Below are 26,067 nucleotides of genomic sequence, written 5' to 3'. Positions count from 1 at the left end.
AGTATAGTCGAACATCTTGCGTGAAATCCTGACTGGGAGAAGTCATGACGCGTGCCGTGCTTGGCATCATTGGCGGATCCGGCATCTACGACCTGCCGGGGCTGGAGGACGTCCGCGAGGAAACCATCAAGAGCCCGTGGGGCGAGCCGTCCGCCGCCCTGACGCGCGGCGTGATCGGAGGCTTGCCGATCGCGTTCCTGCCGCGGCACGGCAAGGGGCACGTGCTGTCGCCCTCCGACATCAACTACCGCGCCAATATCGACGTGCTGAAGCGGGCGGGGGTGACCGACCTGGTATCGCTCTCGGCCTGCGGCTCGTTCCGAGAGGAACTGCCGCCCGGCACCTTTGTGCTGGTCGATCAGTTTGTCGATCGCACGTACAAGCGCGAGAGTTCGTTTTTCGGCAGGGGCTGCGTCGCCCACGTCTCGATGGCCCATCCGGTGTCGCCGCGGCTGCACGTGCACCTCGTGGCGGCCGCCAAGGCTGAAGGCATCGAAGCGGTGCAGGGCGGCACTTATGTGTGCATGGAAGGCCCGCAGTTCTCCAGCCTCGCCGAGAGCCTGAGCTACAAGGCGCAGGGCTATTCGGTGATCGGCATGACCAACATGCCCGAAGCTAAACTCGCCCGCGAGGCCGAGATCTGCTATGCCAGCGTAGCCATGGTCACCGATTTCGATTGCTGGCATCCCGATCACGACGCCGTCACCGTGCAGGATATCATTCGCGTGCTGAACTCGAATGCCGGCAAGGCCAAAGGGCTCGTCGCGCGTCTCGCCAGGGATTTTCCGCGCGAGCATGAGCCGTGTCCTGTTGGATCGGACAAGGCGCTCGACACTGCCTTGATCACGGCGCCGGAAGCGCGCGATCCACGACTACTCGCCAGGCTCGATGCGGTGGCGGGGAGGGTGTTGAACTCATGAAGGTCGACGGCCGGCATTTCCGCAGCATCTGGCTCGAGGACGACGGCTGGACGGTGGGCGCGATCGACCAGCGGCGGCTGCCGCATGAATTCGTGGTGGCGCGCCTCGTCAGCGCCGAGGACGCGACCGAGGCCATCCGTTCGATGCTGGTGCGTGGCGCGCCGCTAATCGGCGCCACGGCGGCTTACGGCATGGCGCTTGCCATGCGGGCCGATGCTTCCGATGCGGCACTCGACCGTGCCTATGCGATGCTGCTGGCGGCGCGGCCGACCGCGATCAACCTGAAATGGGCGCTCGATGAGATGGCGCGTTTGCTTCGACCGCTGCCGGCATCGGAACGAACAGCGGCGGCCTATAAGCGCGCAGTCGAAATCGCCGATGAGGACGTCGCGATCAACCAGGGGATCGGCCGGCATGGGCTGGCGCTGATCGAGCAGATCGCGGCGGGGAAGCGGCCCGGCGAGCCGGTCAACGTCCTGACCCATTGCAACGCCGGCTGGCTTGCGACGGTGGACTGGGGCACCGCGACGGCGCCGATCTATCTGGCGCATGATCGCGGCCTGAAGGTCCATGTCTGGGTCGACGAGACCCGGCCGCGCAATCAGGGCGCTTCGCTTACCGCCTGGGAACTCGGCCACCACGGCGTGCCGCATACGGTGATCCCTGATAACACCGGCGGCCATCTGATGCAGCATTGCATGGTCGATCTCGCGATCGTCGGCACCGACCGGGTGGCTGCCAATGGCGATGTCTGCAACAAGATCGGGACCTACCTGAAGGCGCTCGCCGCGCACGACAATGGCGTGCCGTTCTATGTTGCACTGCCATCGCCCACCATCGACTTTAGTATCGATGACGGCATCAGGCAGATTCCGATCGAGCAGCGCAGCGCCGGCGAAGTGGCGAACATGACCGGCCGCACTGCCGACGGGCGCGTCGAGACCGTGCGCGTGGTTCCCGAAGGCTCGCCTGTGGCCAACTACGCCTTCGACGTCACGCCGGCGCGGCTGGTGACGGGATTGATCACCGAACGCGGCCTGCTCCGCCCGGAGCGTGCTGCACTTGCGAGCGCATTCCCGGAGCGCAGCGGCGGACATTGACGCCAGCGACGTCGGCACGTATCCCCGTTCAGGTCTGTCGTATCGGGGGGCACCGTCTCCATGTCCAATACCGACATCGAAATCGTCGTCGAGGATCCGACTGCGCCCGAGGCGGACTCGCCTGCGGTGACGAGCGTTCGCGCGGTCGACGTCGTCGTCTGCCTCCTGCTGCTCGCGCTCGCGCTGACGCTCGGGTACGACAACTGGCGTACGGGAGCCGGCTGGGAATCGACCGGTCCGCAGTCCGGCTACTTTCCGTTTTATCTCTCGATCATCCTCGCCGGCGCCAGCCTCTATGGCCTGGTTGCCGCATTCCTTTCGCGCAAGGAAGCTTCCGAGGTTTTCGTGACCCGGGCGCAGCTCCGCCGCGTGATGGCGGTGTTCGTGCCGACGGTGCTGTTCTGCCTCGCCATGCAGTTCCTCGGGCTCTATGTCGCGAGCTTCCTGCTGATCTCCGGTTTCATGCGCCTGGTCGGCAAGATCGCGCTGTGGAAGTCGTTGCTCACCGCCTTCGTCTTCACCGCCGTGATGTTCGTTACCTTCGACATCGCCTTCGACGTCATCATGCCAAAGGGCCCGCTCGAAGCGGCGCTCGGCCGCTAACGGGTTTGGCATGACTCCTTCCGTCATTGCGAGCGAAGCGAAGCAATCCATTCTTGCTTTGCTGCACCATGGATTGCTTCGCTTCGCTCGCAATGACGAACTGCTTGGGATTACCTGATGGAAGCCTTGTAATGGAAGCATTGGGCCTCTTGATGCACGGCTTCGCCGTGCTGCTGACCTGGAAGACGCTGCTGCTGATGATGCTCGGGCTGGTGCTCGGCATTTTCGTCGGCGTGCTGCCGGGCCTCGGCGGCCCCAACGGCGTGGCGATCCTGCTGCCGCTGACGTTCACGATGGACCCGACGTCGGCGATCGTGATGCTGTCCTGCATCTACTGGGGCGCGCTGTTCGGCGGCGCCATCACCTCGATCCTGTTCAACATCCCCGGTGAGGCCTGGTCGGTCGCGACCACTTTCGATGGTTATCCGATGGCGCAGCAGGGCAGGGCGGCCGAGGCGCTGACCGCGGCGTTCACCTCGTCGTTCATCGGCTCGCTGGTCGCGGTGATGCTGATCACCTTCCTGGCGCCGATGATCTCCTCGTTCGCGCTCAAATTCGGGCCGCCGGAATTCTTCGCGGTTTATCTGCTCACCTTTTGCTCGTTCGTCGGCCTCGGCCGCGAGGCCAAGCACAAGACGGTCATTTCGATGTCGCTCGGCCTCTTGCTCGCCGGCATCGGCATGGACACCGTGTCCGGCCAGTTGCGCATGACCTTCGGTTCGGCGGAACTGCTGCGCGGCGTCAACTTCCTGGTCGCGGTCATCGGCCTGTTCGGCATCAGCGAAATCCTGCTGACCATGGAGGAGCGGCTTGCGCTGCGCGGTCACGCCGCCGGCATCTCCTTGCGCGTGGTGCTGTCGGTCTGGAAGGACCTGCCGAAATACTGGGTGACGCTGCTGCGTTCCTCCTTCATCGGATGCTGGCTCGGCATCACCCCCGGCGGGGCGATCGCCGCGTCCTTCATGGGCTACAATCTCGCCAAGCGCTTCTCCAAGGACCAGGACAGCTTTGGCAAGGGCCGCATCGAGGGCGTGTTCGCGCCGGAGACTGCGGCGCACGCCTCCGGCACCGCGGCGTTGCTGCCGATGCTGGCGCTCGGCATTCCCGGCTCCGGCACCGCGGCGATCCTGCTCGGCGGCTTGATGGTGTGGGGCCTCAACCCGGGTCCGTTGCTGTTCGTCGAGCACAAGGATTTCGTCTGGGGCCTGATCGCGTCGATGTATCTCGGCAATGTCGTCGGTCTCGTGCTGGTGCTCACGACGGTGCCGATCTTTGCTTCCATCCTGCGCGTGCCGTTCGCAGCTGTCGCGCCCATGATCGTGGTGTCCTGTGCGATCGGCGCCTATGCGATCCAGAACGCGATGTTCGACATCTGGCTGATGCTGGGTTTTGGCGTCGTCGGTTACGTCTTCAAGAAGATCGGCATTCCGCTTGCGCCGTTCACGCTGGCGCTTGTGCTCGGCAACCGCGCCGAGGACGCCTTCCGCCTCTCGATGATTGGCTCGGGCGGCGAGATGAAGGTGTTCTGGTCGAACGGCCTGGTCGGTTCGATCACGACGCTGGCGATCGTGTTGTTGTTCTGGCCCGTCATCGACTGGGCGTTCAGCAGCGTCACGCGCAGGCTGCGGCCGGCGAAGGCGTAGTCCCGGATGTCGCGAGTTTCGTAGGGTGGGCAAAGGCGCGTTTGCGCCGTGCCCACCATTTCTTGAAGAGCGCGATCCTGAATGGTGGGCACGCTGCGCTTTGCCCACCCTACGAACTGACAGACGTTCCTCCGTCATTGCGAGCGCAGCGAAGCAATCCGTGTCACAGCACGGGGATAGATGGATTGCTTCGCTGCGCTCGCAATGACGGCTACACGCAACTCCGTCGCGCGCGTTAGTGCACAGCGGCTCTCATTAGCCCGGCAGCAGTCGCTTCGGGAGGCTGAAGGCGAGCCGGTAGAGTGGCAGGCTATCGATGATACCGTGATCCTCGGCAGGGAGCGTCTTGCGCACATGATGGAGGGCGTCGCGGACTGCGGCTTCGTCCAATCCCTCGATCAGCAGCAGAGCGGCGAAGGAGCCGTCGTTGGCGCGCATGCCCTTCTCGCGGGTCTTGATCGAGGTCTGCGCGATGTCGGTGAGCAGGACCCGCGCGGCGATGATGCGGTCGAGGCCAGCCAACTCCGCGACGAGCGTGGCGGCGTCGCAGGGCGGCGCGGCATCGAGGCGCAGGGGAGCGACGATGCCGCCCTGGCCGGTGCCGGCTGAGGCTGCGACGCGGCCGCCGCCGCGCGCGAAATTGCCGAGCTTGGGCATGATGCGCTGCGACCATGGCGTCGGCGCGTTCAGCCGCGCCAGATAATCCGCGCCGCCGACGACGCGTTCGTCCTCGAGCTCGTAGAGGATGAAGTAGCGGTTCACCGAGACGCCCAGCGCGCGGAAGATGCGGCACGCCAGGAAGCCGTTGACGCCGACGCGCTCGGCGGCATGTTCGCGCGTGATCCAGTGCGCCCAGTCGGTTTCGTCCTGCGGCGCCAGATCGCTCCAGATCGCGAGGTAACCAGCTCCCTGCATGTCAGGCTCCATCCGTCATTTCGGGCCGACGCGGACAGCCGCCGGCAGCGACGCCGGCAACTGGCCGGCGCCCTGCAGTGCGGCCTGCATCGCGACGATGTAGCCGTAGGGGCCGAGGCCGGCGATCACGCCTTTCACGGCGGCCGAAAGCTTCGAATGACGATGCAGCTCGTCACGGGCGTGGATATTGGAGATGTGCACCTCGTAGATCGGACCGTCAAAGATCTTCATGGCGTCGAACATCGCAATCGAGGTGAAGGAGTAGGCGGCCGGATTGATGATGAGGGCGTCCGCGGCCGTGCGCGCGGACTGGATCAGGTCGACCAGTTCGCCCTCGTGGTTCGACTGGTGAAACGCCAGTTGCGCGCCGGTGAAAGCGGCGAACTCCTCGCACGACGCCTTGATGGCGTCGAGCGTGGTCGAGCCGTAGATGTGCGGCTCGCGGATGCCGAGCATGTTCAGGTTTGGGCCATTGAGGATCATGATGCGCATGGAATGCCTTTCACGGGATAATGACGGGGCAGTGTAGCCGATCGCGGCCACATGTCAGCCGGTGAACCATTTCGCCGGCACGGTGACGAGCGCTGGAAACAGGATCATCAGCAACAGCACGATCAATTGGGCGATCAGGAAGGGCCAGACGCCCTTGATGACGTCTTCCATGCTGATGCGCGAAACGCCGCAAACGACGTTGAGGACAATGCCAACCGGCGGCGTGATCAGGCCGATCGAGTTGTTGATGATGAAGAGTACGCCGAAATAGACGGGGTCGATGCCGGCTTGTTTGACGATGGGCATCAGGATCGGCGTCAGGATCAGAATGGTGGGCGTCATGTCGAGTGCGGTGCCGACGATCACGACCAGCGCCATGATCGCCAGCATCAAGAGCGTCTGATTACCCATGAACGGACGAACGAGGTCGACGACGTGCGTAGCGATCTCGGAGACCGTGATCAGCCAGGAAGAGACCAGTGCAGCTGCGACCAGAAACATGACGACGCTGGTGCTAAGCGCGGCCGAAACGAAGACTTGGTAGAGTTCGCCGATCTTCAGCTCGCGATAGACGCAAGTGGAGACAAACAGCGCGTAGACGGCGACGACCACGGCGGCCTCGGTCGGCGTGAACACGCCGAATCGCAGGCCGACGACGATGATCGCGGGCAGCATCAGCGCCCAGAAGCCGTCGACGAAGGCCCAGGCGATCTCGCGCAGCGACTTTCGCGGTGGGCTCGCAGTATCTTCGCCACGCGCAACCCACCACCAGGCGAAGCAGAGTCCCACGCCGAGCATAAGCCCGGGAAAGATGCCGGCCAGGAACAGCTTCGAGATCGACACGCCGCCGGTAACGCCGAACAGCACAAAGCCGATGCTCGGCGGAATGACCGGCCCGATGACGCCGCTGGCGGCGACGAGCCCTGACGCATACATCTTGCGGTGGCCAGCCGCGACCATCATCGGCACAAGCAGGGCGGCCAGCGCGGCAGCGTCGGCGGCGGCCGATCCCGACAGGGAGGAAAGCACGCAGGCGGCCAGGATTGTGACGTAGCCCAATCCGCCCTTGACGTGGCCGACAAGCGCCAGCGCGACATTGACAATGCGCCTGGCGAGGCCACCGCGGTTCATCAGCTCGCCTGCCAGCATGAAGAAAGGGACCGCCATCAGCGGAAAGCTGTCGGCGCCGTTGATGATGTTCTGGGCGACGATCTGCGAATCGAACACATTCAGCGAATGCATCAGCGCGACGCCGCATACGATCAGCGCAAATGCGATCGGCATGCCCAGCGCCATGGCGCCGAGCAGCGAGAAGGTGAAGACGGCGAGCGTCACGCGCAGTCCCTCGGCTTACGATCAGACATGCTCTTCGCTTTCCTTCACCGCGACCAGGTCCTCCTCGGAGGCGTTGCCGCCCAGCACGCGGACGAGATCCAGCAACAAGATCACGGCCGCGGAAACGCCGAAGACGAGGCCGGAGGAGTAGAAGAACAACCCGACCGAGATGCCGGAGGCGGGGGCGCTGTCGCCGAAGGTCAGCACCGCCTGCTTCCAGCTGCCGAGCGTGAGCAGGCCGTCGGCGTACAGCATCAACAGGTAACTCGCGACGAAGCAGATCTTCTTGCCGAGGGGAGGGAGCGCGCGGACCAGCGTATCGACGCCGAGATGGGCGTGCTGGCGCAGCGCGACGATGGCGCCGAGGAATGTCAGCCAGACCAGTAGCCAGCGCGACAGCTCTTCCGAGGTCGGAATCCCCGAGTTGAAGAGATAGCGCATCACGACGTTGGTGAAGACCAGCACCACCATCGCGGCGAGGCACGCCGCGATGGTGACCTTGAGCAGCCGGCAGTAGAGATCGATCAACCGTTCGACGGCCGCCATCACGGTTTTCTCGGCCGTTACTTGGCGCCGCGGATGCGTGCCAGCTCGCCGATGAAGAGTTTTACGCGCGCAGGATCATACTCGGCCGAGAATTTCTCGACGACCGGTTTGGTGGCGTCCTGCATGCGGGCGTATTCGGCGGGCGTGATCTCGTTGAACTGCATGCCTTTCGCCGTCAGTTCGCCGAGCGCCTTCTCCGCCGCCAGCTTGGTCTGGTCGCGCTGGTACTCGCGCGTCTCGGCAAAGCTGTCGCGCAGCATCTTCTGCTCTTCCGCCGACAGGCCGTCCCAGAACTTTTTGCTGACGATGATGACGTTCTGCGTGAAGGTGTGGTTGGTGGCCGAGACGTATTTCTGCACTTCGTAGAACTTGTTGGACAGGATGACGCTGTAAGGGTTCTCCTGGCCGTCGACGGTCTTGTTTTCCAGCGCGGTGTACAACTCGCCGAACGCCATCGGCACCGGGTTCGCCTTCAAGGCCTTGAAGGTTTCGAGATAGACCGGGTTCGGGATCACGCGCAGCTTCAGCCCGGAAAAATCCTCGACCTTCGCGATTGCACGGCTGCTGTTGGTGGCGTTGCGGAAGCCTAGCCCCCAATAGCCGAGACCGATCAGCTCCTTCTCGGGCAGCGTCTCGAGCATCGCCTTGCCAAACGCGCCCTGGGCCAGCGCCTCCGCCTGCTCGAACGTGCTGACGGTGAAGGGGAAGTCGAACAGGCCGAGATCCTTGACGACGCCGGCGAGCGAGGTCGTCGACGCCGAGAGGATTTCCTGCGTGCCGCCGCGCACCGCCGACTGCTGCTGCAGCTCGTTGCCGAGTTGCGAAGCCGGAAACTCGCGGATCTTCAGCTTGCCGCCGCTCTTGGCCGCCAGCACCTCGGCGAACTTCTTCACGCCAAAGCTGATCGGGTGGTCGGTGTTGTTGAGGTGGCCCCAGCGGATCGTTCGTTCCTGCACCTGGGCGGCAGCCGGTGTTCCCACAAGCGCACAAAGGCTGACAGCAGCGCACAGCAATCCGATCCGCATGGCGGTTTCTCCCCGTTGGTTCGCGATCTTCTGGATGTCGCGGTGGAGTGAAGTATTCATATGAGAAAATGAAAGTCAAAATATAATTTAGAAGTTACCATATGAAATATGTTATATATGACGAATAGTGGCGCTTGAGCGGAATCGACTGACATGGCACTTGCCGGTTGGTCGCCTTGCGCATGGATTGGCAAATGACACTGGTCGAGCGAACGGAAGAGCAGGAAGCGGTCGGCGATGACGGCTATCGCCGCATCCGCACCGACATCGTGTTCGGCCGGCTCCGCCCGGGACAAAAGCTCCGGCTGGAGGGCCTCAAGGAGGACTACGGCGTCAGCGTCTCCACGCTGCGCGAAATCCTCAACCGGCTGGCGGCGGAAGGTTTTGTGCTGGCCGAGGGGAGGCGGGGCTTTGAGGTGGCGCCAATCTCGGCCGGGAACTTGCAGGAGCTGGCAGAGCTCCGGCTGCTGCTGGAGCAGCATGCGATGGGCGTGTCGTTCGCCCATGCCGATGTCGAGTGGGAAGGGCGCGTGGTCTCCGCCCATCACAAGCTGGCGTCAACCGAGCGGCTGATGGAAACCGGCCTCGGCGAGCTCGAGCAGTGGAAGCGCTATGACGGTGAATTCCATCAGGCGCTGATCTCCAATTGCGGCTCGCGCATGCTGATGGAGACGCATGCCTTGGTGTTCGATAAATATTTCCGCTACCAGATGGTCGCGTTCAGCTACCGCGGCAACGAGCCCGCCGCCCAGCACAAGGCGCTGCTCGAAGCCGCGCTGAAGCGCGACGCCGCCACTGCCGCTGAAACGCTGCGCGCCCATGTGAGCAATTGCGTGGAGCACGCGCTCGCAACGGCGGCGCTGAAGTAGAGCGTAGCTCTCACGGCGTCATTGCCTGCGACAAACGCGAAGCGTTTGCGCAAGGGAGCGGAGCGACGAAGCAATCCATCGTGCCGCAAGCAGATAGATAGATTGCTTCGCTTCGCTCGCAATGACGGCAGGGCTGTTTACACCACCTTGCGCTGGCGCAATTCCGCGATCTCGTCCTTGCCAAAACCGAACTCGGCCAGCACCTCTTCGGTCTGCTCGCCGAACTCCGGCGGCCGCGCAGCCATGCTGCTCGGCGTGCGTGACAGTGTCACCGGCTGGCCGACGAGCTGGATGTGACGGTTCTCGTCGTTCGGGACATGTTGCGCGATGCCGAGGTGCCTGACCTGGGCGTCGTCGAACATCTGGTCGATCGAATAGATCGGGCCGCAGGGCACGCCGGCCTCGTTCAATTCCTTGACCCAGGTTTCCGTCGATTTCTTTGCGGTGAGCTTGCCGATCGCTTCGTTCAGCGCGTCGCGGTTCTTCGAGCGCGCGGGCGCGCTGGCGTAATCGGGATTGGTGACAAGTTCGGGCGCGCCGATCGCCTGCGCGCAGCGTTCCCAGATCCGCCCGCCGGTCGTGGCGATGTTGATGTAGCCGTCGGAAGTCTTGAACACGCCGGTCGGGATCGAGGTCGGATGGTTGTTGCCGGCCTGCTTGGCCACGTCCTGTTCCATCAGCCAGCGCGAGGCCTGGAAATCCAGCATGAAGATCTGCGCCTGCAACAGCGAGGTCTGCACCCACTGGCCCTCGCCGGAGACGTCGCGCTCCAGCAGTGCCGTGAGGATGCCAAGCGCGCAGAACAGCCCGGCGGTGAGGTCGGCGACGGGAATGCCGACCCGCATCGGCCCCTCACCGGGCGCGCCGGTGATCGACATCAGCCCGCCCATGCCCTGCGCGATCTGATCGAAGCCCGGCCGCTTGTGGTAGGGGCCGTCCTGGCCGAAGCCGGAGATGCTGCCATAGACGATGCGGGGATTGATCTTGCGCAAGCTCTCATAGTCGATGCCGAGCTTGGCTTTGACGTCGGGACGAAAATTCTCGACCACGACGTCGGCCTGCTCGGCGAGCCGCTTGAACACTTCGAGGCCCTTGGGATCCTTCAGGTTCAGCGTCATGGCCCGCTTGTTGCGGTGCAAATTCTGGAAATCCGAGCCCTGGCGCGGGCCGCCCGGCTGCTCGCCGCCGCCGTCTTCCAGCAGCGCGTCGATCTTGATGACGTTGGCGCCCCAATCCGCCAGCTGCCGCACGCAGGTGGGCCCGGAGCGAACACGGGTCAGATCGAGCACGGTGAAACGGGACAGGGCCTGCGAAGCGCGGGGGAAAGGCATTGAAAAACCTTGTTTTTTTGGATTTTCGCGGTGGGAAAAGCAGCCCGATCTGACTTAAACAAATCTGGCGTCGATTTCCAACTCCTTGTTCGACGCTCGGCGAGGGGCGGCCATGGGGGGCAAGGCGAGGCACCGTTTTGGGATCGCAAGCCCGACAGCGCGGGACGGCGGAAATGCGGCCCCGCAAGACTACGGATGGACTGGCACGGGCAGCGGGGTTGTACTTTTTCGGCGTAATGCATCGCAAAGCAAGCGCGCGACGAATCCCGCTGGTAAACAAGCGTTAACGAGGCGATTCTAGCCTCCCGAGTGCATTACGATTCTCCGCAACCGAACGACCTTGCTGACGGGCCTGATCGATGAAGAAGAATGATCATTCCGATGAGATCTGGGCCTTCCGGCCGTTCGAGCCTGGGACGAGCCCGGCGGCGCTTCCGCCTGAAAGCATGCATGACCCGAAGTTTTGGGATGAAGGCGACCCTTACCAATTGGCGGATGCGGCCGCCGCCAGCGTGGAAAGCCTCGACGTCTATGCCGGCAAGCCAGTCGCGTCGATCGCGACGCTTGCCGACTATCTCGTCAACGGCTTTTGGCAATACAACAACAGTGTCGCCCATCGCTGGGCTTCCAACACCATCACCTACAACATCACCGGGCTGAATTCGGCGGAGCAGTTCCTCGCGCTGTCGGCGATGCAGGCGTGGTCCGAGGTCGCCAACATCGCCTTCGTCCAGACCTCCGGCTCCGCGAACATCACGTTCACCCACAACGGCACGATGCAGGCCTATGCCAGCGCCTACTGGCCCGGGGGCTCGTTCGCATATGCGACCGTCAACATCAGCACCGACTGGGTCACCACCGACGGCGGCGCGAACGACGGCAAGACCGGCATCGATAGCTACGCCTACCAGACCTACATTCACGAAGTCGGACATGCCCTCGGGCTTGGCCATCAGGGGCCGTATAATGGCAGCGCGTCGTATTCGACCAACGCGACCTACGCCAACGACACCTGGCAATATTCCATCATGTCGTATTTCGGCGAGCACAATTATTCCGGGAGCTCATACCGCTACGTCGTGACGCCGCAGATGGCGGATATCTACGCCGTGGCTTCGATGTACGGCGCGGCGACCTCGACGCGAACCGGCGACACCGTCTATGGCTTCAACAGCAATGCCGGCGCGGTCTTCAATTTCGGCAACTACACCTCGGCGCCGGCGCTGACCATCTATGACAGCGGCGGCACCGACACGCTCGATTGCTCCGGCTATTCGGCGGTGCAGACCATCGACCTGCACGCGGGCGCCTTTTCCTCGGTCGGCGGCCTTACCAACAATATCGGGATCGCACTCAACGCGACCATCGAGAAAGCCATTGGCGGCAGCGGCAACGACACGCTGATCGCAAGCGACACGGGCTGTACGCTTTCGGGCGGCGTCGGCAACGACACGCTGATCGGCGGCGCCGGAAACGACAAGCTCATCGGCGGCTCCGGCGTCGATAATCTGACCGGCGGCAACAGCGGCGACATATTCGTGTTCCTGCTCGGCGAGAGCTCCGCCACGAGCGGCCAGCATGATCGCATCACCGATTTCGTTTCCGGAACCGACGATATCGACCTCAGCGGGTTCGACGCGATCAGCAGCACCGGCAGCTACGATCAGTTCAAATTCCTCGCGACCGCCGCCTTCAGCGGCGCGGCCGGCGAACTCAACTATTTTTATAACAGCTCCACCGGCGTCACCACGCTGCAGGGCGATACCAACGGGGACGGGGTCGCCGATTTCGCGATCGATATTTCGGGCAATGTTGCGATCAATGCGGCCGATCTGCTCGGGATCATCGTCGGTCCTGTCGCGGTCGAATCGGCCGGAGTGACCAGTCTGACCCAGGTTGGAAGCAACTATTATCTCTACAATTCCGGCGCAGGTCCGCAGTTGAAATACGGCGGCGCGCCCGTGGTTGTGGGGCAGATCGCGGGCTGGGCACCGATCGCGGGAGAGCAAATCTCGGGTGGTTACCAGGTCGTCTGGAAGGCGAACGGAGCCGATCAGTACACGCTCTGGACCACCGACAGCAGCGGCAATTTCGTCTCTTTCATTCCGGCGATGCCGGGGTCGAGTTCGGTGCTGAAATCAGCCGAGACTACCTTCCAGCAGGATCTGAACGGTGACGGCACCATCGGAAATCCCAGCGTCGTGATCGAGTCAGCCGGAGTGACCAGCCTGACCCAGGTTGGAAGCAACTATTATCTCTACAATTCCGGCGCAGGTCCGCAGTTGAAATACGGCGGCGCGCCCGTGGTTGTGGGGCAGATTGCGGGCTGGGCACCGATCGCGGGAGAACAAATCTCGGGTGGTTACCAGGTCGTCTGGAAGGCGAACGGAGCCGATCAGTACACGCTCTGGACCACCGACAGCAGCGGCAATTTCGTCTCTTTCATTCCGGCGATGCCGGGGTCGAGTTCGGTGCTGAAATCAGCCGAGACTACCTTCCAGCAGGATCTGAACGGTGACGGCACCATCGGAAATCCCAGCGTCGTGATCGAGTCAGCCGGAGTGACCAGCCTGACCCAGGTTGGAAGCAACTATTATCTCTACAATTCCGGCGCAGGTCCGCAGTTGAAATACGGCGGCGCGCCCGTGGTTGTGGGGCAGATTGCGGGCTGGGCACCGATCGCGGGAGAACAAATCTCGGGTGGTTACCAGGTCGTCTGGAAGGCGAACGGAGCCGATCAGTACACGCTCTGGACCACCGACAGCAGCGGCAATTTCGTCTCTTTCATTCCGGCGATGCCGGGGTCGAGTTCGGTGCTGAAATCAGCCGAGACTACCTTCCAGCAGGATCTGAACGGTGACGGCACCATCGGAAATCCCAGCGTCGTGATCGAGTCAGCCGGAGTGACCAGCCTGACCCAGGTTGGAAGCAACTATTATCTCTACAATTCCGGCGCAGGTCCGCAGTTGAAATACGGCGGCGCGCCCGTGGTTGTGGGGCAGATCGCGGGCTGGGCACCGATCGCGGGAGAACAAATCTCGGGTGGTTACCAGGTCGTCTGGAAGGCGAACGGAGCCGATCAGTACACGCTCTGGACCACCGACAGCAGCGGCAATTTCGTCTCTTTCATTCCGGCGATGCCGGGGTCGAGTTCGGTGCTGAAATCAGCCGAGACTACCTTCCAGCAGGATCTGAACGGTGACGGCACCATTAACTCGACGCCGCTTCCGGCGGCCGGGCAAATCGCTTTGAGTCCAAATCTTGCAGCGCTGGCTAATGCGAGCCTCGCTGCCGGCAACGATACATTCGTATTCGCGTCAAATCACAGTGCGATCACAAATGCCGCGGGCGTGACGGCGCCGGATGATCTTCCGGCGACTGGCCGGGAACTGGCGACGCTCGTGCAAGAGGCGCAAAGCCAGCACGTAGCATTTCAATGGATCGGTGAACATGGATTTGGTAGTCCGGGCGGCTTTGCCAGCGTAGTTCCGACTGACGTTGAAATAGCCGATTTGCACGCCAAGGGCTTCATCTTTCACTGAACCCGGAGCAAGGATGGGAGCGCGCCGTAGTGCGGCTCGCGGCATGCTGATTGCCGCGAGGGACCCTTGATTCACCCAACCGAGGTCGCCTAAAGTAGCTATGGAACAGATGCATCGGCATCCGTTGTGGCACGGCCGTTTGTTCCTAATCCGTCGGTCGGACGCCTCGAAAAATCGGCGTTACTTCACGCAGCCCGTGAGTTCCGACCATATCCCATCGCTCGCGATATCTGACAAGGACGCTGCGTGAAACTCTCAATCGTCACAACTCTGTATCAGTCGGCGCCGACGATCGACGAATTTTGCCGTCGTGCGCTGGCGGCAGCCGAGCTCATCACCGACGACATCGAACTCATTATGGTCAACGACGGCTCGCCAGATGACAGTCTCGCCCGCGCGCTTGCGCTGCATAAGGCAGACCCGCGGGTGGTGGTGATTGATCTTGCGCGCAACTTTGGCCACCACAAGGCACTAATGACGGGCCTCGCTCATGCGACTGGCGATCTCGTGTTTCTGGTTGACAGCGATCTCGAGGAGGAGCCCGAACTTCTGACCCCGTTTTATGATCGACTGGTCAAGGAGGATTGCGATGTAGTGTTCGGCGTCCAGGAGGCGCGGCGTGGCAGTTTGGTCGAGCGCGTTACCGGTACCATATTTTTCTCTTTCGTCGATGCGGTCAGCGATCAAAAAATTCCGCGAAATACCGTTGTAGCTCGCCTGATGACGCGTGACTACGTTCGTTCGCTCATTCGTCATCTCGACAACGAGTTCATGATGATTCATTTGATGCAACTGACTGGTTATCGGCAGGTTCCCGTTACGATCCACAAGCATGCGCTTTCGCCGACTACATACTCGCTCCGCATGCGTATCGAAATGGCAATCAAATTTCTGACGACCACTTCGACGAAGCTGCTCTATCTGATCTTGTACACCGGCATTTCAATCTTCGGTCTGTCGATCGTCGTAATTGTCTATTTCGTCGCCCGATACTTCGCGTCCGGTATTGGCGTCGATGGGTTTACGTCGCAGATCGTTTCAATCTGGTTCCTTGGCGGGTTGATTACGCTCATCTTGGGTATTCTCGGGATTTACATTGCTAACATTCTGATCGAGACCAAGCGACGGCCTTACACTGTGGTCCGTCGTGTCCATCGCGCGGGGCCGGCCACACCCGACCTGGCGGCTAACAAGCTGGATGAGATGTATACCCTGAGCAGCAAGACCGAAGCCCATCAACAATTCTAGTTTTGTTGCCGGCCAAGAACGTGGCTGATGAGAAGGAGAATGATCTATGCGCGTCAATGAGATTTCGCGGCAAGACTTCATGGATCTCGTTTATTCGCGAACGAACGAGTTCATGGAGCGTATCAACGCGCCAGAAGCGTTCGTAGTAAAGGCATTTTACGACGCTCGTCACATTCTTCAACTTCGAGACGCCGCGTTTCAAACCGGGCTGACATCAGAGGCGAGCTGGCATCCGCTGCACGATGATTGTCCGGATTATCATCGTCTGCACGACAATTATCCGAAGGCCCACGTCAAGCAGAAGCTGCATGCGTTCTATTACCATGGCTGGTACCCGCATAATAAGGAAAAGTTCGACTTCTTCTCTGAGGTATTCTTGATGAAAAATTTTCTGGCGGGTTTTCCCGAAACGGAATTTCTCGGCAATGTGCCGTCGGACGGATTCATTGCGCGCATCAACATTCATCACTACCCTAGGGGTGGTGGATACCAAGCAGAACACATCGACCCCGTCGGCAAGCACGCCCAAATCCAGACGCTCATTGCCGCGTCAGAATTTGGTAAGGACTATTCAAAGGGTGGCGTCTTTGCGCGATCGGACGCGGGGGCCGAAAAGGGATATCTCGATCCCTACATGAAGCCCGGCGATTTGCTGGTGATGTCGCCGGGAATTCAGCATGGGGTAGAGTCCGTCGATCCCGACCTGCCTTACGATTGGCGTAGCAACGACGGACGTTGGATGATCCTGCCGATCATTGTCAGTTCGGATTACGATGCGAAAGCCACGAAGCCCGTGCAGGTCGGGGCTACAACGTGAAGCCGCCAGCAATGTCGGCCATTGCCGCGCAAGATCACTTTCACGATCTGAAGAATATCTTCGAGCACGAGGAGCTTTGCCGCTTCGCCAAGACCGGCATCGTGCATGTAGGCGCCGACGTCGGCCAGGAAGTCGCGCAGTATTTCAGCTACGGATTTCAAAACATCATTCTGATTGAGGCGAATCCCGAATGTTGCGAGGTTCTGCTTTCAAAATTCGGCGAGGATCCCAGAGTCAAGATTTTCAACTATGCGATTTGCGACAGGTTGGGTGCGATCGACTTTCATATCCATACGAGCCGCTCTGGAAGTACCGAGCCGGCAAGCATTCTGCCGATGAAGCGATTTAAGCAGATCGTGAAGACGCTCCATACTCCGAAAACGATTCGGGTCCCAGCTATCACCCTTGATGCGCTTTTTGAGAAATATCAAATTGCGTACACCGATTACAATTTTATCAATATCGACATTCAGGGAGCCGAATTGCTCGCGTTCCGGGGCGCCACAAAGTTGCTTTCCTTCACCGACGTCATCGTCTCGGAGGTCAATCTTGTTGAGATGTATGAGAATGGCGCACTTGAGGACGATATTGTCGCGTTGCTTGAACAAAATGGATTTGAGAGGAAGCACGCTATCTATCACACGCTCTATGACGAGGACGCAACTTTTCCGGCATGGGGCGAATGCCTGTTTGTGAAGCGGTGATTGCAACGGTGCCAGGACAATAGATGAGCGAATCGGAGTCCATCCGCAGCAGCGTCGCGACTTACTATGCGTCGAAGCTGGCGGCACACGGTCCGACCCCACAAGGGGTCGATTGGAATGGCGTTGCCTCACACGAGTTGCGCCATCGGCAGTTTCTTCGTTTGCTTGACGGCATTCCTGATGCCTCCCTCTTGGATCTCGGCTGTGGTTTCGGAGACTTCTTTCGGTTTCTCCGCGCGGAAGGCTACCGGGGTCAGTACATAGGGTATGACGTCGCGCCTAATATGATTACGGAAGCGTTGCGACTCCATGGACAGGGAGCAGATCGCCAATGGCGAGTCGGAGCTGAACCAGAGGAGGCGGTAGATTTTGCGATCGCAAGCGGCATCTTGAATGTCAAAGGTGACGCTCCGATCGAAGTGTGGGAGCGCTACGTGCGGGAGACCATCGATATCCTGGCGCGTGTCGGGCGCCGCGGCTTCGCCTTCAATGTACTTAGCCTATCGAGCGACCCGGAGCGTCGGGCCGCGAATTTGTATTATGCTGAGGCAAGCAAGATGCTGTCGTACTGCTTAGGTCGTTACGGCCGCTCGGTGGCACTCCTACAGGACTATGGTCTCTACGAGTTTACAGTGATCGTTAGGCACCCTTAATGCCCAGGTTACCCCTGTTCCAGCACCGCTATCCCGAAACCGGCGTCGCCATATCGTCCGCCGTTATACAGCATCATCCGTCCGATCTCGGTGTCGAACACGAATGGATAACAGATCATCGACCCCTCCCAACTGTCTGGGTTGCGGTCGATCCCGGCTTTATCGTCGCGACGGGTCCAGTTTAAGCCGTCCGCAGAGACGGCAAAGCCGATATGGTAGCCCCAGTCGTTGCCGCGGTACGAGTACCAGGCTTTGTAGCTTCCATCGGCTTCGCGTAGCGGACAGAACCGCGCGATCGCGATTTCCCCAGGGTGCTCGAAGGTCAGGACTTGTTGGCCGGTGAGGTTCCAATGCACTCCGTCTGACGAATCGGCATAGTGAACGTCATACGACGGAAGCACTTTATCGGCGTGCCGGGTCCAGGAACGTCCGGACAGATACCACATGCGCCACTTGTTATTCTCGACCATTACTGCCGGATTGGTGATGAAGAGCGGCTCCGCCATACAACGGTCAAGGATTGGTCCCGCGCTGATGCGTTCGAATGGATGATCCGGATCGCCAGCCGGCCGCTCGGCAACGCCGACCGCAACGTAGAAACTCACAGTCACCCCAAGATTCCAGCCTTGATAGTAGAGGCGCTCAATACCGTCGCGCTCTACGATCCAGCATGCCATCGCGCCGTTGTCGTCAAAGCAGCCCAGAGGGCCCGGTGCAAGCAGCGGCTGCTTCGACAAGTTCAATACTTTGGTGGGATTGCGAATGTCGATGTCGAGCCAGTTCACATTGGAACGTGATTGTCGATCCCGCGCGCTGAAATAGACGCGGTAGCGATAATTTCCGAGCGGCTGCGCGATAGGGACAGTACCATGGCTGTGCAACCATTCCGAATGGTTGTCGGCCACGAAAATACGTCCAAGTTTCTTCCATCGCATGGACGATCCCTCAGATGCGCCGTAACCGCGTACTGGGCACGGGCGAGCGCTCGGTGCCACGTGGGGCAACGACAGAAAAGTCGGGCTGATCCTCAAGCACCAGCGCACCGGCGCCTATGATGCATTTTTTTCCAATTGTCACGTGGTCGCGCAAGGTAACGTTGACACCTATAAAGCTGCCTTGGCCGATCCTGACGCCGCCGGACACCACGACGTGAGAGGCCAGGAAAACATCGTCCTCTATCACCGAGTGGTGGCCAATATGATTGCCGCTCCACAGCGTCACGTTGGCGCCAATTCGGGCAAAAGGCTGGATAGTATTGTCCTCAAGAATGAAGCAGTTTTCGCTGATTTGCAGTTCGGGGAATACGGTCGCCCGACTGCTCACATAGGATACCAGCTCGTAGCCAAGGGCGCGGGCTGCCGCGACTTTACTCGCCCGGAGATCGTTGATCTTGGAGTAACTGACGGCGACGAACAGCCCGTATTGTTGCTGCGGGAATGTGCTTGCTACCTCCTCAAACGGCACAATTGGGCGTCCGAGAAAGGTTGTCTCTTTCAAATACGCCGCATCAACCGTGAAACCCGCGACCTTGAAGCTTGAATCGCGGGTGAAGTAGTAGTCGGCAAGCTCAGCAATCTCGCCAGTGCCAAATATGACAATTTCCCGCATTTGGTCGCTCTGTCAGATCGAGGTTGGTGTAGGTGGGACCGAATTCATTGTAGCCGCTCGGGGATTCCAGAAAGATGAATTTCGGTCATTGGATGACTGAACACCAGATTGTAGGTTGGGCGCGTTTGATAGTGCTCTTCGCAAAATTTTTGGAGCTGTTTGATATTTAGTGTGCTCGCGATCACGCGAATATCCGGCTTGGTGCAAAGCGTCGCTCCGAGGTCCATTATGCCGAGTCGCTCCAAGGTAGATTGCGTGACAGGCATTCTGGTGGCCACGCCAATGGAGGGAATGATAGCACGATCGACGGGTGCATACACCTTTGTTGGCGTAATCAACCATTCCCATACAAAGTTCGACCCCCAGGAGATCACCGTTCCGGTGAAATAAGAGTGTGCTTCGAGAAGCTTGGCGCGATAGGCTGTCGCTTGCGTTGACACCGCCCTGTGTGCCCGAACCGCTGTCCATCCCGCGTACAGCGAAATACCAAGAAGCAGAACGGCTGCCAGGCTGCGAAGAGGCCATGCGCCTGATTCCTTCGCAAGCAGAAAGGGGAGCATGCAAAGAAACGAGACGCTGAGAGCGGAAAACTGAACGCGGAAAAGCGGTGGCCGCCCCGTCAAACCAGAGATCGCCAGCGCGAAAAATGTGCCAATCATCAGCAGCACTATAATGACGCGGCATGATGGAAGCAGAGCGAACAACAGAAGCTGACCCACACAGATCGTAATCAAAAGCGGTGAATCCAGAAGCGTCAACAGCCAGTCGCGCACTCCTGAGGGTACAAAGAGTGGTGCCTGCGTCAGGAGTGTTCGCGCGAGATAATTGATGTTGTCGTAATCGAAAATGGGATGAAGAAAATACCAGTTCATGAACATGGCGTGGTCATTTTCCGACCACCCTACCTTGGCATATTCGGGAGCTCCGGGCATCCATGGAATGCGGAAATAGTCGTTGAACAGGCTCCGTACCTGATTGTACGCCAAGGCGTCACGCCAGTCCGGCGAAAGCGCATAAGCCGCATTGTCTGTCACGTATATCGCGGCCGCCATCACCGCGATCACAGCCATGAGACGCAACGTTGGTCTCCGACTACTCACCGGCCCGAGCCATACGAGCCAGATCAGGGCAGGGACGACAACGACGAGCCCCAGCGTTACCGCTAACGGTCGGATCAGGAAGCTCAGGACGATCGCCGTGTAAATCACCGTACGCAGCCATGGCGACCGCGCTCCGCTTCGCAACACGGCCAGCCAGCAGCCAATGGCTGCCCCAAACAGGACTGCTGCAGTGCTGGTAAACTGCTGGAGTAGGAGGGCTCGCGTAAACACGCAACCAACGGCGATGATCACGGCGGCTCCCACGAGGTACCCGTTGGGCCGCGATTGCTCGCACAGGGCTCGCGCATATAGTCCCATGCTGAGACCAAGCGCCGCCAGCGTGGTCCAACCGTGCGCACAAGGTCCCGCGAATTGGCTGACTATTCCTAGGAGAATGCCATAACCGAAATGAGAAAAGATGAGATGCGGCTCAGGCTCAACAGCAAGTCCGAAACCGGAGCCCAACATGGCGAGGCCGGCATCATCATTTCCGTCGAAAAGCGGGTTGGCGAAAGCCAGCACCCCGAATATTGCGACGAGCGGCAGTCCGACGTAAATCGCGTACCGCTGCAGTTCCGAAATGGAGCCAGAGCGGGCAAAAGACATAATCATTCTTCTCGCGAGACGTCGTTTTCCGCCAAAGGCGGACTTGGCAGCACTTGTGGTCGCCGTGACGATTGCACGCAAGTAGCCAACATTGGAAAAGGTTCCGAAGCAAAGCTCTAGCCTCGTCCGGTTTCCCTCCGCCGACTGCATCGTATCTCAGGCCTTTCTGCTGAGGTACTGCGGCGCCTCGGCCCCCGCATGGAAAAGTAAATCAAGCACGGTCACAGCGTGTTCGAAGTCTCCATGAAGCTGCGGGTATTCGGTGTATCCTTCGTAGCTCATCCACTCCGTGGTAATTCCAGCCGACGTGAACAACTGTTCGTCGAAATAGGAGCGCGCCGAGGGGCCACTGAGATAGCAATCGGCCCCGGCTGCGCGCGCGATTCCCAACAGTCGTTCGGTTTTGGAGCCGTGCGAGGGATAAGTGGCGTCACTGACGATCCGGGTCTTCAAGCCCAGCAACTTGGAAATCTCGCGCAGGAAGAGCGCGTTGACATCACTCAGGCGATGTAGCTTGTCTGCGGTTTCATACCAGTTCTTCACTACCGGCGCAAAATGCTCGAAGAACGCGGCGCGCTTATATGCAAGCTCGATCGCGCGCCAGTGTTTTTCCGCCCACGGTTTTTCGATTTCGACCTGGTCAATCGCCTGGTCGAACCTGCCCTTGACGATGACCGGAATGGTGAGCCATTCCACGCCGTTGGCGGTCTTGATGCGATTGCGATTATGCCAGTGCCGCTTTACGTATTGCGCGCTGTCAAACACCACATATTCGTCGCATCGACCGATCAGGTCGAAAAACCCCTTCCAGGGAATGTAGCAGGACTGGATGATACAAATGCGCATTGTATTCGGAACCAAAACTTGACTTCGCTGGAACCTGACGGTCGAGCTGGCGCCATATGGAATCAGGGAGACTCTGCCGGTTGAAGCCTCGGGTTGTCGCCGTTCTCGTGTGGAGAGTCCATGGGGCATCGCAAGATCGCGGAACAGCCCGACGGGGCTGGGGATCTCCCCCCTTCAGGCTGACCGTGTCGGCGTGCATCAGCGGCAGGGCCCCTCCCGCGCCCGACAGTCTGTTGGGGATGATATGGCGGAAAGGGACGCTCGCCCTCCATTGCGCCGCATCGGCGGGCCCAGTAACGCCTCCAACGGTCGTCCGACCAGGCCCCGCGGCAAGACAGGCCAAACCGCCGGCGGCAGTGTCCGACGGCCCGCCCCCAGGCGGTTTCGAGACGCCCTATGCCCCATTCGTTCCGCGCTCACGCCAAGGATCGGCGAGATGGCCTTCGTTTCGAGCTATTTTTTCAACAGCGCGGTCAGCACTTCGCACACTCGCACTTGCTGGCTCTCGTTCAAGCCAAACCACATCGGTAGTCTGACCAGGCGCTGCGATAACGAGGTCGTAAGAGCCAACTCGCCATGCGCACGTCCATAGCGCCGGCCGGCCGGCGACGAATGCAGCGGGACATAGTGGAATACCGCGCCGATCCCGTTCTGTTTCAATCCGTCAAGTACCTGCTGGCGATCGATTTCGGGCGCCAGCAGAACGTAATACATGTGCCCGTTGTGCTGACAATCCGCCGGCACGATCGGCCGGCGAAGCAGCCCCTGCTGTTCCAGCGGTTCGAGCATTTGATGATAGCGGCGCCAGATCGCCATCCGTTCGCTAGTGATCTGTTGGGCTTGTTCGAGTTGTGCCCACAGGAAGGCGGCGGTGATCTCGTTCGGCAGAAATGACGAGCCGACATCCTGCCAGGTGTATTTGTCGACCTCGCCGCGGAAAAACCGGCCGCGATCTGTTCCCTTCTCGCGAATGATCTCGGCGCGCTGCACCAGCTCCTCATCCCGCACCAGCAGGCTGCCGCCTTCGCCGGAGATGATGTTCTTGGTTTCGTGAAAGCTGAAACTGCCGAGATCGCCGATCGCGCCTAGCGCGCGGTTCTTGTAACCGGCCATGATTCCCTGCGCGGCGTCTTCGACGATTTTCAAGTCATGGCGCCGGGCGATCGCAGCGATCGAATCCATCTCACAGGAGACGCCGGCATAATGCACCGGAACGATCGCGCGGGTTCGCGTCGTGATCGCGTCCTCGATCAGCCTTTCATCCAGATTGAGCGTATCCTCCCTGATATCGACGAACACTGGCACCGCCCCGCGCAGCACGAACGCGTTGGCGGTCGATACGAAGGTGTAGGAAGGCACGATGACTTCGTCACCGCTTTCGATGTCGAGCAGCAGCGCCGCCATATCCAGCGCGGAGGTGCAGGAGTGGGTCAGCAGCGCCTTGGCGCAGCCGGTTCGTTCCTCGATCCAATGATGGCAGCGCTTCGTGAACGCCCCGTCGCCGGAGAGGTGGTGGCTGCCCTGCGCCTCGGCTGCATAGATCATTTCCTTGCCGGTGGAATAGGGCAGGTTGAACGGAATGTAATCTGCTGTCACTGTTTCACTTTGGTGCTTGCCGGGAGCGTTGGGTCCCTGCTTCGAAGGTGCGCAAATTGGCGGTTTTTGCCGCGGGAATCAACGGCCGATCTCCGCCTGGTTGTAACGACACCGATGCACTGGCGGGCCGCGGACGCCAAAGCGCGTGGGGCACCGAAACTGCCGCGTCCGGCAGGCTTGCTGATTGTTGTTGCATACGTTAGTGACGGCCGGAAAAGCACTTCGTCGCGCCGTGGCGGGCCCTGGAATCCCCGGACTTTTCGATCAAGATGGGAGATGTTCGTTGAAGCGGCTTCTGGTATCCGTCCTGAAGGGCATCAACTGGTTCATGCGCCTGTTGGTCGGTTGGACCCACTTTGCGCAGTTTGCCGTGCAATGGGGCATCAAGCCGAGGCCCGAATGGTTCGATCATTTTCTCGATCAGTACTGGCAATGGGGCGCAACGAACAACAGTCTGTGGGTCGAGCGCGGCGTGTTTTCCCGGCTCGTCCTCAAAGAGAATTCGAGGATGCTCGAGATCTGCTGCGGCGACGGTTTCAATGCAAGGCACTTCTACTCGACGAGGGCCCGGTCGATCATTGCTCTCGATTTCGACGAGGATGCGATCCCGCACGCCAGGCGGTACAATTCCGCGCCAAATATCACCTTCATCAAGCAGGACATCCGCGCCGGATTGCCGGAGGGGCCGTTCGACAACATCGTGTGGGATGCGGCGATCGAGCATTTTACCGAAAAGGAAATCGATTCCATCATGAGTGCGATCGTCGAGCGCCTCGGTGCTGACGGCATCCTCAGCGGTTATACGCTGACCGAAGACAAGACCGGCAAGAAGAGCAATGCCCTGCACGAGTACGAATTCAAGGACAAGGAAGATCTGCGGCGCTTCCTCACGCCGCACTTCAAGTTCGTGCGCGTTTGGGACACGATCTATCCGACGCGGCACAATCTGTATTTTGTGGCGTCCCAGACCCCGGTCGAAATGTGTGGCTAGGCCGTTGCCGTCTTGACCGCATGCCATTGGAGCGCACCGCTCCGGAGAGGGCGTCGATGACCGGTTCCCCAAGCCGCGCGCGCCGTCTCTCGGAAGGCTGGTCGGCAAATCTCCTGCAAATGGCGTTGGGAATCGCGCAGCAAGTCGCGCTGGTCCCTATCTTCCTGCACTACTGGTCGAACGACGTGCTCGCCGCGTGGCTAGCGATCTATGCCGCCGGGAATCTCGTTCTGGTCGTTGATTCCGGCCTGCAATTTCGCGCGATCAACCGTTTTTTTGCGTTCAAGTCCAGCGTCGACAGCGATCGTCGTACCGGACAATTCTATGCCGAACTGCGGCGGATCTATCTTGGGCTCGCGGGGACGCTCGCTGTCGTCACGCTGATCCTCATTCATGTGCTTCCGCCTTCCGCCATGCTGGGTTTTGGGTCGATCCCACAGTTTGATCTGGCGTTCGGCGCGATGATCGTCGGTACGCTTCTCACGCTCCCGGTCAATATTGCGGCGGCACTTTACCGCGCGCGCGGCCTCTACGGGCGAGCGGTCAAGCTCATGAATCTCGGGATGCTTGGAGCCCTGCTCGGGCAACTTGTGGCCGTCACGCTGACCCAAAGCCTGTTTTACGTCACCATCGTCTATGTCGCGGCGCAAATGCTGGTTGCGGCCTATCTTCTGTTGTCAGATGCGCCGCGGCTGTTTCCGTTTTTGCGCGGGCTGCGCGCAACGCGTTCGACAGGCTGGATCGCCGGCCAATTCCGCAAAGCGGTCCCGTTCGCAGTCGCAAGCGCCGCCGATCTGGCGTTGCTCAACCTGCCGGTGCTGCTGGTCAGCGCGCTGGTGTCCGACCGGGTCGCCGTGGCGCAATGGGGCCTGACCCGTGTCGTTGCCGGGCTAATACGGGTGCTTTGCGTCCAGACGACGCTTCCCCTGGCCGCCGAGCTTGGCCACGATTATGCCGTCGGCCACCGGGAACGGCTGCAGGGCCTGTACGCGCGCGGTTCCGTGTTGGTGGCGCTGCTGGCGAGCGTCGTGGTTTCGGGCCTGTTGCCGTTCTGGCCGGATTTTTTCGCGCTTTGGACACACGGCGCCATCCCTTACGACGGCCCGCTGACCTTTGTGTTGCTGATCGGTACGGCTGCGGTGGCCCCCTCGATCCTGGCGCTGGGCTACGCGAATTACAGCGATCAGGGGCAGCTTTTGCTGCGGACCAAGGCGATGCAACTCATCCTGTTCCTCGTTCTGTCGGCGATCCTGATTCCTTCGATCGGCCTGCTTGGAGCGGCCATTGCCGTCGTTGCCAGTGAACTCCTGATCCAGTTCGGAGTGCTGGGACGGATCATCATCGGGCAAACGCTGCAGCATCCGCTGCGGCATTTGTTCTTCCTGGCCGCGGTGATGGTCACGGTGACGCTCGCCGGCTGGGCGCTTGGAACGGCGATCCGGCTGGCCATCCCGCTGGCAGAACCATTGCGGTTCTTCGTTGAATGCGGGCTATGGCTGGTTGTCGTCGCAGTTGCAGCCAGTCCGCTCGCGATCGAAAGCGTCCGCGCGCGATTGACTGCGGCGATCCCCCACTAA

The 26,067-nt window shown here is 60.5% G+C and carries 23 protein-coding genes; 12 read left to right on the top strand and 11 right to left on the bottom strand.

What is annotated here, in order from left to right; translation table 11 throughout:
- Positions 1–44: 44 nt before the first annotated feature.
- The 4 genes from IVB05_RS31790 to IVB05_RS31775 all read left to right on the top strand — a co-directional run bounded on the left by IVB05_RS31790 (position 45) and on the right by IVB05_RS31775 (position 4,266).
- Positions 45–920, top strand: coding sequence for an S-methyl-5'-thioadenosine phosphorylase (locus IVB05_RS31790; protein WP_247779973.1), 876 nt, complete (start codon positions 45–47; stop codon positions 918–920).
- Positions 917–2,020, top strand: coding sequence for an S-methyl-5-thioribose-1-phosphate isomerase (gene mtnA / locus IVB05_RS31785; RefSeq protein WP_247779972.1), 1,104 nt, complete (start codon positions 917–919; stop codon positions 2,018–2,020). The genes IVB05_RS31790 and mtnA overlap by 4 nt, the downstream gene beginning before the upstream one ends.
- 60 nt (positions 2,021–2,080) lie before the next feature.
- Complete coding sequence (locus IVB05_RS31780; RefSeq protein ID WP_247779971.1) at positions 2,081–2,623, top strand: tripartite tricarboxylate transporter TctB family protein; 543 nt, start codon at positions 2,081–2,083, stop codon at positions 2,621–2,623.
- A 131-nt stretch (positions 2,624–2,754) separates the two neighbouring features.
- Entirely contained in the window at positions 2,755–4,266 is a 1,512-nt protein-coding gene (locus tag IVB05_RS31775) for a tripartite tricarboxylate transporter permease (RefSeq protein ID WP_247779970.1), read from the top strand.
- Positions 4,267–4,521: 255 nt separating this feature from the next.
- Here IVB05_RS31775 and IVB05_RS31770 read toward each other — a convergent pair whose 3' ends face one another.
- From IVB05_RS31770 to IVB05_RS31750, 5 genes are read right to left on the bottom strand one after another with little or no spacing between them, the layout of a single operon-like run.
- Complete coding sequence (locus IVB05_RS31770) at positions 4,522–5,181, bottom strand: hypothetical protein (RefSeq protein ID WP_247779969.1); 660 nt, start codon at positions 5,179–5,181, stop codon at positions 4,522–4,524.
- A gap of 15 nt (positions 5,182–5,196) precedes the next feature.
- Entirely contained in the window at positions 5,197–5,673 is a 477-nt protein-coding gene (locus IVB05_RS31765; RefSeq protein WP_247779968.1) for a type II 3-dehydroquinate dehydratase, read from the bottom strand.
- A 54-nt stretch (positions 5,674–5,727) separates the two neighbouring features.
- Complete coding sequence (locus IVB05_RS31760; protein WP_247779967.1) at positions 5,728–7,008, bottom strand: TRAP transporter large permease subunit; 1,281 nt, start codon at positions 7,006–7,008, stop codon at positions 5,728–5,730.
- Positions 7,009–7,029: 21 nt separating this feature from the next.
- Complete coding sequence (locus IVB05_RS31755) at positions 7,030–7,554, bottom strand: TRAP transporter small permease (RefSeq protein ID WP_247779966.1); 525 nt, start codon at positions 7,552–7,554, stop codon at positions 7,030–7,032.
- Between the two features lie 17 nt (positions 7,555–7,571).
- Positions 7,572–8,579, bottom strand: coding sequence for a TRAP transporter substrate-binding protein (locus tag IVB05_RS31750; protein WP_247779965.1), 1,008 nt, complete (start codon positions 8,577–8,579; stop codon positions 7,572–7,574).
- A 194-nt stretch (positions 8,580–8,773) separates the two neighbouring features.
- Between IVB05_RS31750 and IVB05_RS31745 the strand changes: the two genes are divergently transcribed.
- Positions 8,774–9,448: an FCD domain-containing protein gene (locus IVB05_RS31745; RefSeq protein WP_247779964.1), complete on the top strand. Its 675-nt coding sequence runs from the start codon at positions 8,774–8,776 to the stop codon at positions 9,446–9,448.
- 137 nt (positions 9,449–9,585) lie between these two features.
- Here IVB05_RS31745 and IVB05_RS31740 read toward each other — a convergent pair whose 3' ends face one another.
- Entirely contained in the window at positions 9,586–10,779 is a 1,194-nt protein-coding gene (locus tag IVB05_RS31740) for a CoA transferase (RefSeq protein ID WP_247779963.1), read from the bottom strand.
- Between the two features lie 359 nt (positions 10,780–11,138).
- On the opposite strand from IVB05_RS31740, the gene IVB05_RS43655 reads away from it, so the two are divergent.
- From IVB05_RS43655 to IVB05_RS31710, 5 genes are all read left to right on the top strand, one after another.
- Positions 11,139–14,321 (top strand): M10 family metallopeptidase C-terminal domain-containing protein, encoded by a 3,183-nt coding sequence (locus IVB05_RS43655; RefSeq protein WP_276578725.1) that lies wholly within the window; start codon positions 11,139–11,141, stop codon positions 14,319–14,321.
- 246 nt (positions 14,322–14,567) lie between these two features.
- Entirely contained in the window at positions 14,568–15,569 is a 1,002-nt protein-coding gene (locus IVB05_RS31725) for a glycosyltransferase family 2 protein (protein WP_247779962.1), read from the top strand.
- Between the two features lie 46 nt (positions 15,570–15,615).
- Entirely contained in the window at positions 15,616–16,386 is a 771-nt protein-coding gene (locus tag IVB05_RS31720) for a hypothetical protein (RefSeq protein WP_247779961.1), read from the top strand.
- An 11-nt stretch (positions 16,387–16,397) separates the two neighbouring features.
- Complete coding sequence (locus IVB05_RS31715) at positions 16,398–17,090, top strand: FkbM family methyltransferase (protein ID WP_247779960.1); 693 nt, start codon at positions 16,398–16,400, stop codon at positions 17,088–17,090.
- 23 nt (positions 17,091–17,113) lie between these two features.
- Positions 17,114–17,743, top strand: a complete 630-nt coding sequence (locus IVB05_RS31710) for a class I SAM-dependent methyltransferase (protein ID WP_247779959.1) — start codon at positions 17,114–17,116, stop codon at positions 17,741–17,743.
- An 8-nt stretch (positions 17,744–17,751) separates the two neighbouring features.
- Here IVB05_RS31710 and IVB05_RS31705 read toward each other — a convergent pair whose 3' ends face one another.
- The 5 genes from IVB05_RS31705 to rffA all read right to left on the bottom strand — a co-directional run bounded on the left by IVB05_RS31705 (position 17,752) and on the right by rffA (position 23,499).
- Positions 17,752–18,678, bottom strand: a complete 927-nt coding sequence (locus tag IVB05_RS31705) for a hypothetical protein (protein ID WP_247779958.1) — start codon at positions 18,676–18,678, stop codon at positions 17,752–17,754.
- A 10-nt stretch (positions 18,679–18,688) separates the two neighbouring features.
- On the bottom strand, positions 18,689–19,351 hold the full coding sequence (locus tag IVB05_RS31700) for an acetyltransferase (protein ID WP_247779957.1): 663 nt from the start codon (positions 19,349–19,351) through the stop codon (positions 18,689–18,691).
- Between the two features lie 44 nt (positions 19,352–19,395).
- Entirely contained in the window at positions 19,396–21,057 is a 1,662-nt protein-coding gene (locus IVB05_RS31695) for a hypothetical protein (RefSeq protein WP_247779956.1), read from the bottom strand.
- A gap of 156 nt (positions 21,058–21,213) precedes the next feature.
- Positions 21,214–21,903, bottom strand: a complete 690-nt coding sequence (locus IVB05_RS31690) for a WbqC family protein (protein ID WP_247779955.1) — start codon at positions 21,901–21,903, stop codon at positions 21,214–21,216.
- A 453-nt stretch (positions 21,904–22,356) separates the two neighbouring features.
- Entirely contained in the window at positions 22,357–23,499 is a 1,143-nt protein-coding gene (gene rffA / locus IVB05_RS31685; RefSeq protein ID WP_247779954.1) for a dTDP-4-amino-4,6-dideoxygalactose transaminase, read from the bottom strand.
- 283 nt (positions 23,500–23,782) lie between these two features.
- On the opposite strand from rffA, the gene IVB05_RS31680 reads away from it, so the two are divergent.
- Positions 23,783–24,490, top strand: a complete 708-nt coding sequence (locus IVB05_RS31680; protein WP_247779953.1) for a class I SAM-dependent methyltransferase — start codon at positions 23,783–23,785, stop codon at positions 24,488–24,490.
- A gap of 56 nt (positions 24,491–24,546) precedes the next feature.
- Complete coding sequence (locus IVB05_RS31675; RefSeq protein ID WP_247779952.1) at positions 24,547–26,067, top strand: hypothetical protein; 1,521 nt, start codon at positions 24,547–24,549, stop codon at positions 26,065–26,067.

This window comes from Bradyrhizobium sp. 170, from assembly GCF_023101085.1.
GTDB lineage: Bacteria > Pseudomonadota > Alphaproteobacteria > Rhizobiales > Xanthobacteraceae > Bradyrhizobium.
This window is presented reverse-complemented; position numbering and strand designations above follow the sequence as displayed.

Bases quoted from the DNA above. Each gene is read 5' to 3' on its own strand.
- IVB05_RS31780 (WP_247779971.1), top strand. From the start codon at position 2,081: ATGTCCAATACCGACATCGAAATCGTCGTCGAGGATCCGACTGCGCCC.
- IVB05_RS31675 (WP_247779952.1), top strand. From the start codon at position 24,547: ATGACCGGTTCCCCAAGCCGCGCGCGCCGTCTCTCGGAAGGCTGGTCG.
- IVB05_RS31715 (WP_247779960.1), top strand. From the start codon at position 16,398: ATGTCGGCCATTGCCGCGCAAGATCACTTTCACGATCTGAAGAATATC.
- IVB05_RS31700 (WP_247779957.1), bottom strand. From the start codon at position 19,351: ATGCGGGAAATTGTCATATTTGGCACTGGCGAGATTGCTGAGCTTGCC.
- IVB05_RS43655 (WP_276578725.1), top strand. From the start codon at position 11,139: ATGAAGAAGAATGATCATTCCGATGAGATCTGGGCCTTCCGGCCGTTC.
- IVB05_RS31755 (WP_247779966.1), bottom strand. From the start codon at position 7,554: ATGGCGGCCGTCGAACGGTTGATCGATCTCTACTGCCGGCTGCTCAAG.
- IVB05_RS31790 (WP_247779973.1), top strand. From the start codon at position 45: ATGACGCGTGCCGTGCTTGGCATCATTGGCGGATCCGGCATCTACGAC.
- mtnA (WP_247779972.1), top strand. From the start codon at position 917: ATGAAGGTCGACGGCCGGCATTTCCGCAGCATCTGGCTCGAGGACGAC.
- IVB05_RS31775 (WP_247779970.1), top strand. From the start codon at position 2,755: ATGGAAGCATTGGGCCTCTTGATGCACGGCTTCGCCGTGCTGCTGACC.
- IVB05_RS31770 (WP_247779969.1), bottom strand. From the start codon at position 5,181: ATGCAGGGAGCTGGTTACCTCGCGATCTGGAGCGATCTGGCGCCGCAG.
- IVB05_RS31705 (WP_247779958.1), bottom strand. From the start codon at position 18,678: ATGCGATGGAAGAAACTTGGACGTATTTTCGTGGCCGACAACCATTCG.
- IVB05_RS31765 (WP_247779968.1), bottom strand. From the start codon at position 5,673: ATGCGCATCATGATCCTCAATGGCCCAAACCTGAACATGCTCGGCATC.
- IVB05_RS31690 (WP_247779955.1), bottom strand. From the start codon at position 21,903: ATGCGCATTTGTATCATCCAGTCCTGCTACATTCCCTGGAAGGGGTTT.
- IVB05_RS31720 (WP_247779961.1), top strand. From the start codon at position 15,616: ATGCGCGTCAATGAGATTTCGCGGCAAGACTTCATGGATCTCGTTTAT.
- IVB05_RS31695 (WP_247779956.1), bottom strand. From the start codon at position 21,057: ATGTCTTTTGCCCGCTCTGGCTCCATTTCGGAACTGCAGCGGTACGCG.
- IVB05_RS31710 (WP_247779959.1), top strand. From the start codon at position 17,114: ATGAGCGAATCGGAGTCCATCCGCAGCAGCGTCGCGACTTACTATGCG.
- IVB05_RS31740 (WP_247779963.1), bottom strand. From the start codon at position 10,779: ATGCCTTTCCCCCGCGCTTCGCAGGCCCTGTCCCGTTTCACCGTGCTC.
- IVB05_RS31745 (WP_247779964.1), top strand. From the start codon at position 8,774: ATGACACTGGTCGAGCGAACGGAAGAGCAGGAAGCGGTCGGCGATGAC.
- IVB05_RS31750 (WP_247779965.1), bottom strand. From the start codon at position 8,579: ATGCGGATCGGATTGCTGTGCGCTGCTGTCAGCCTTTGTGCGCTTGTG.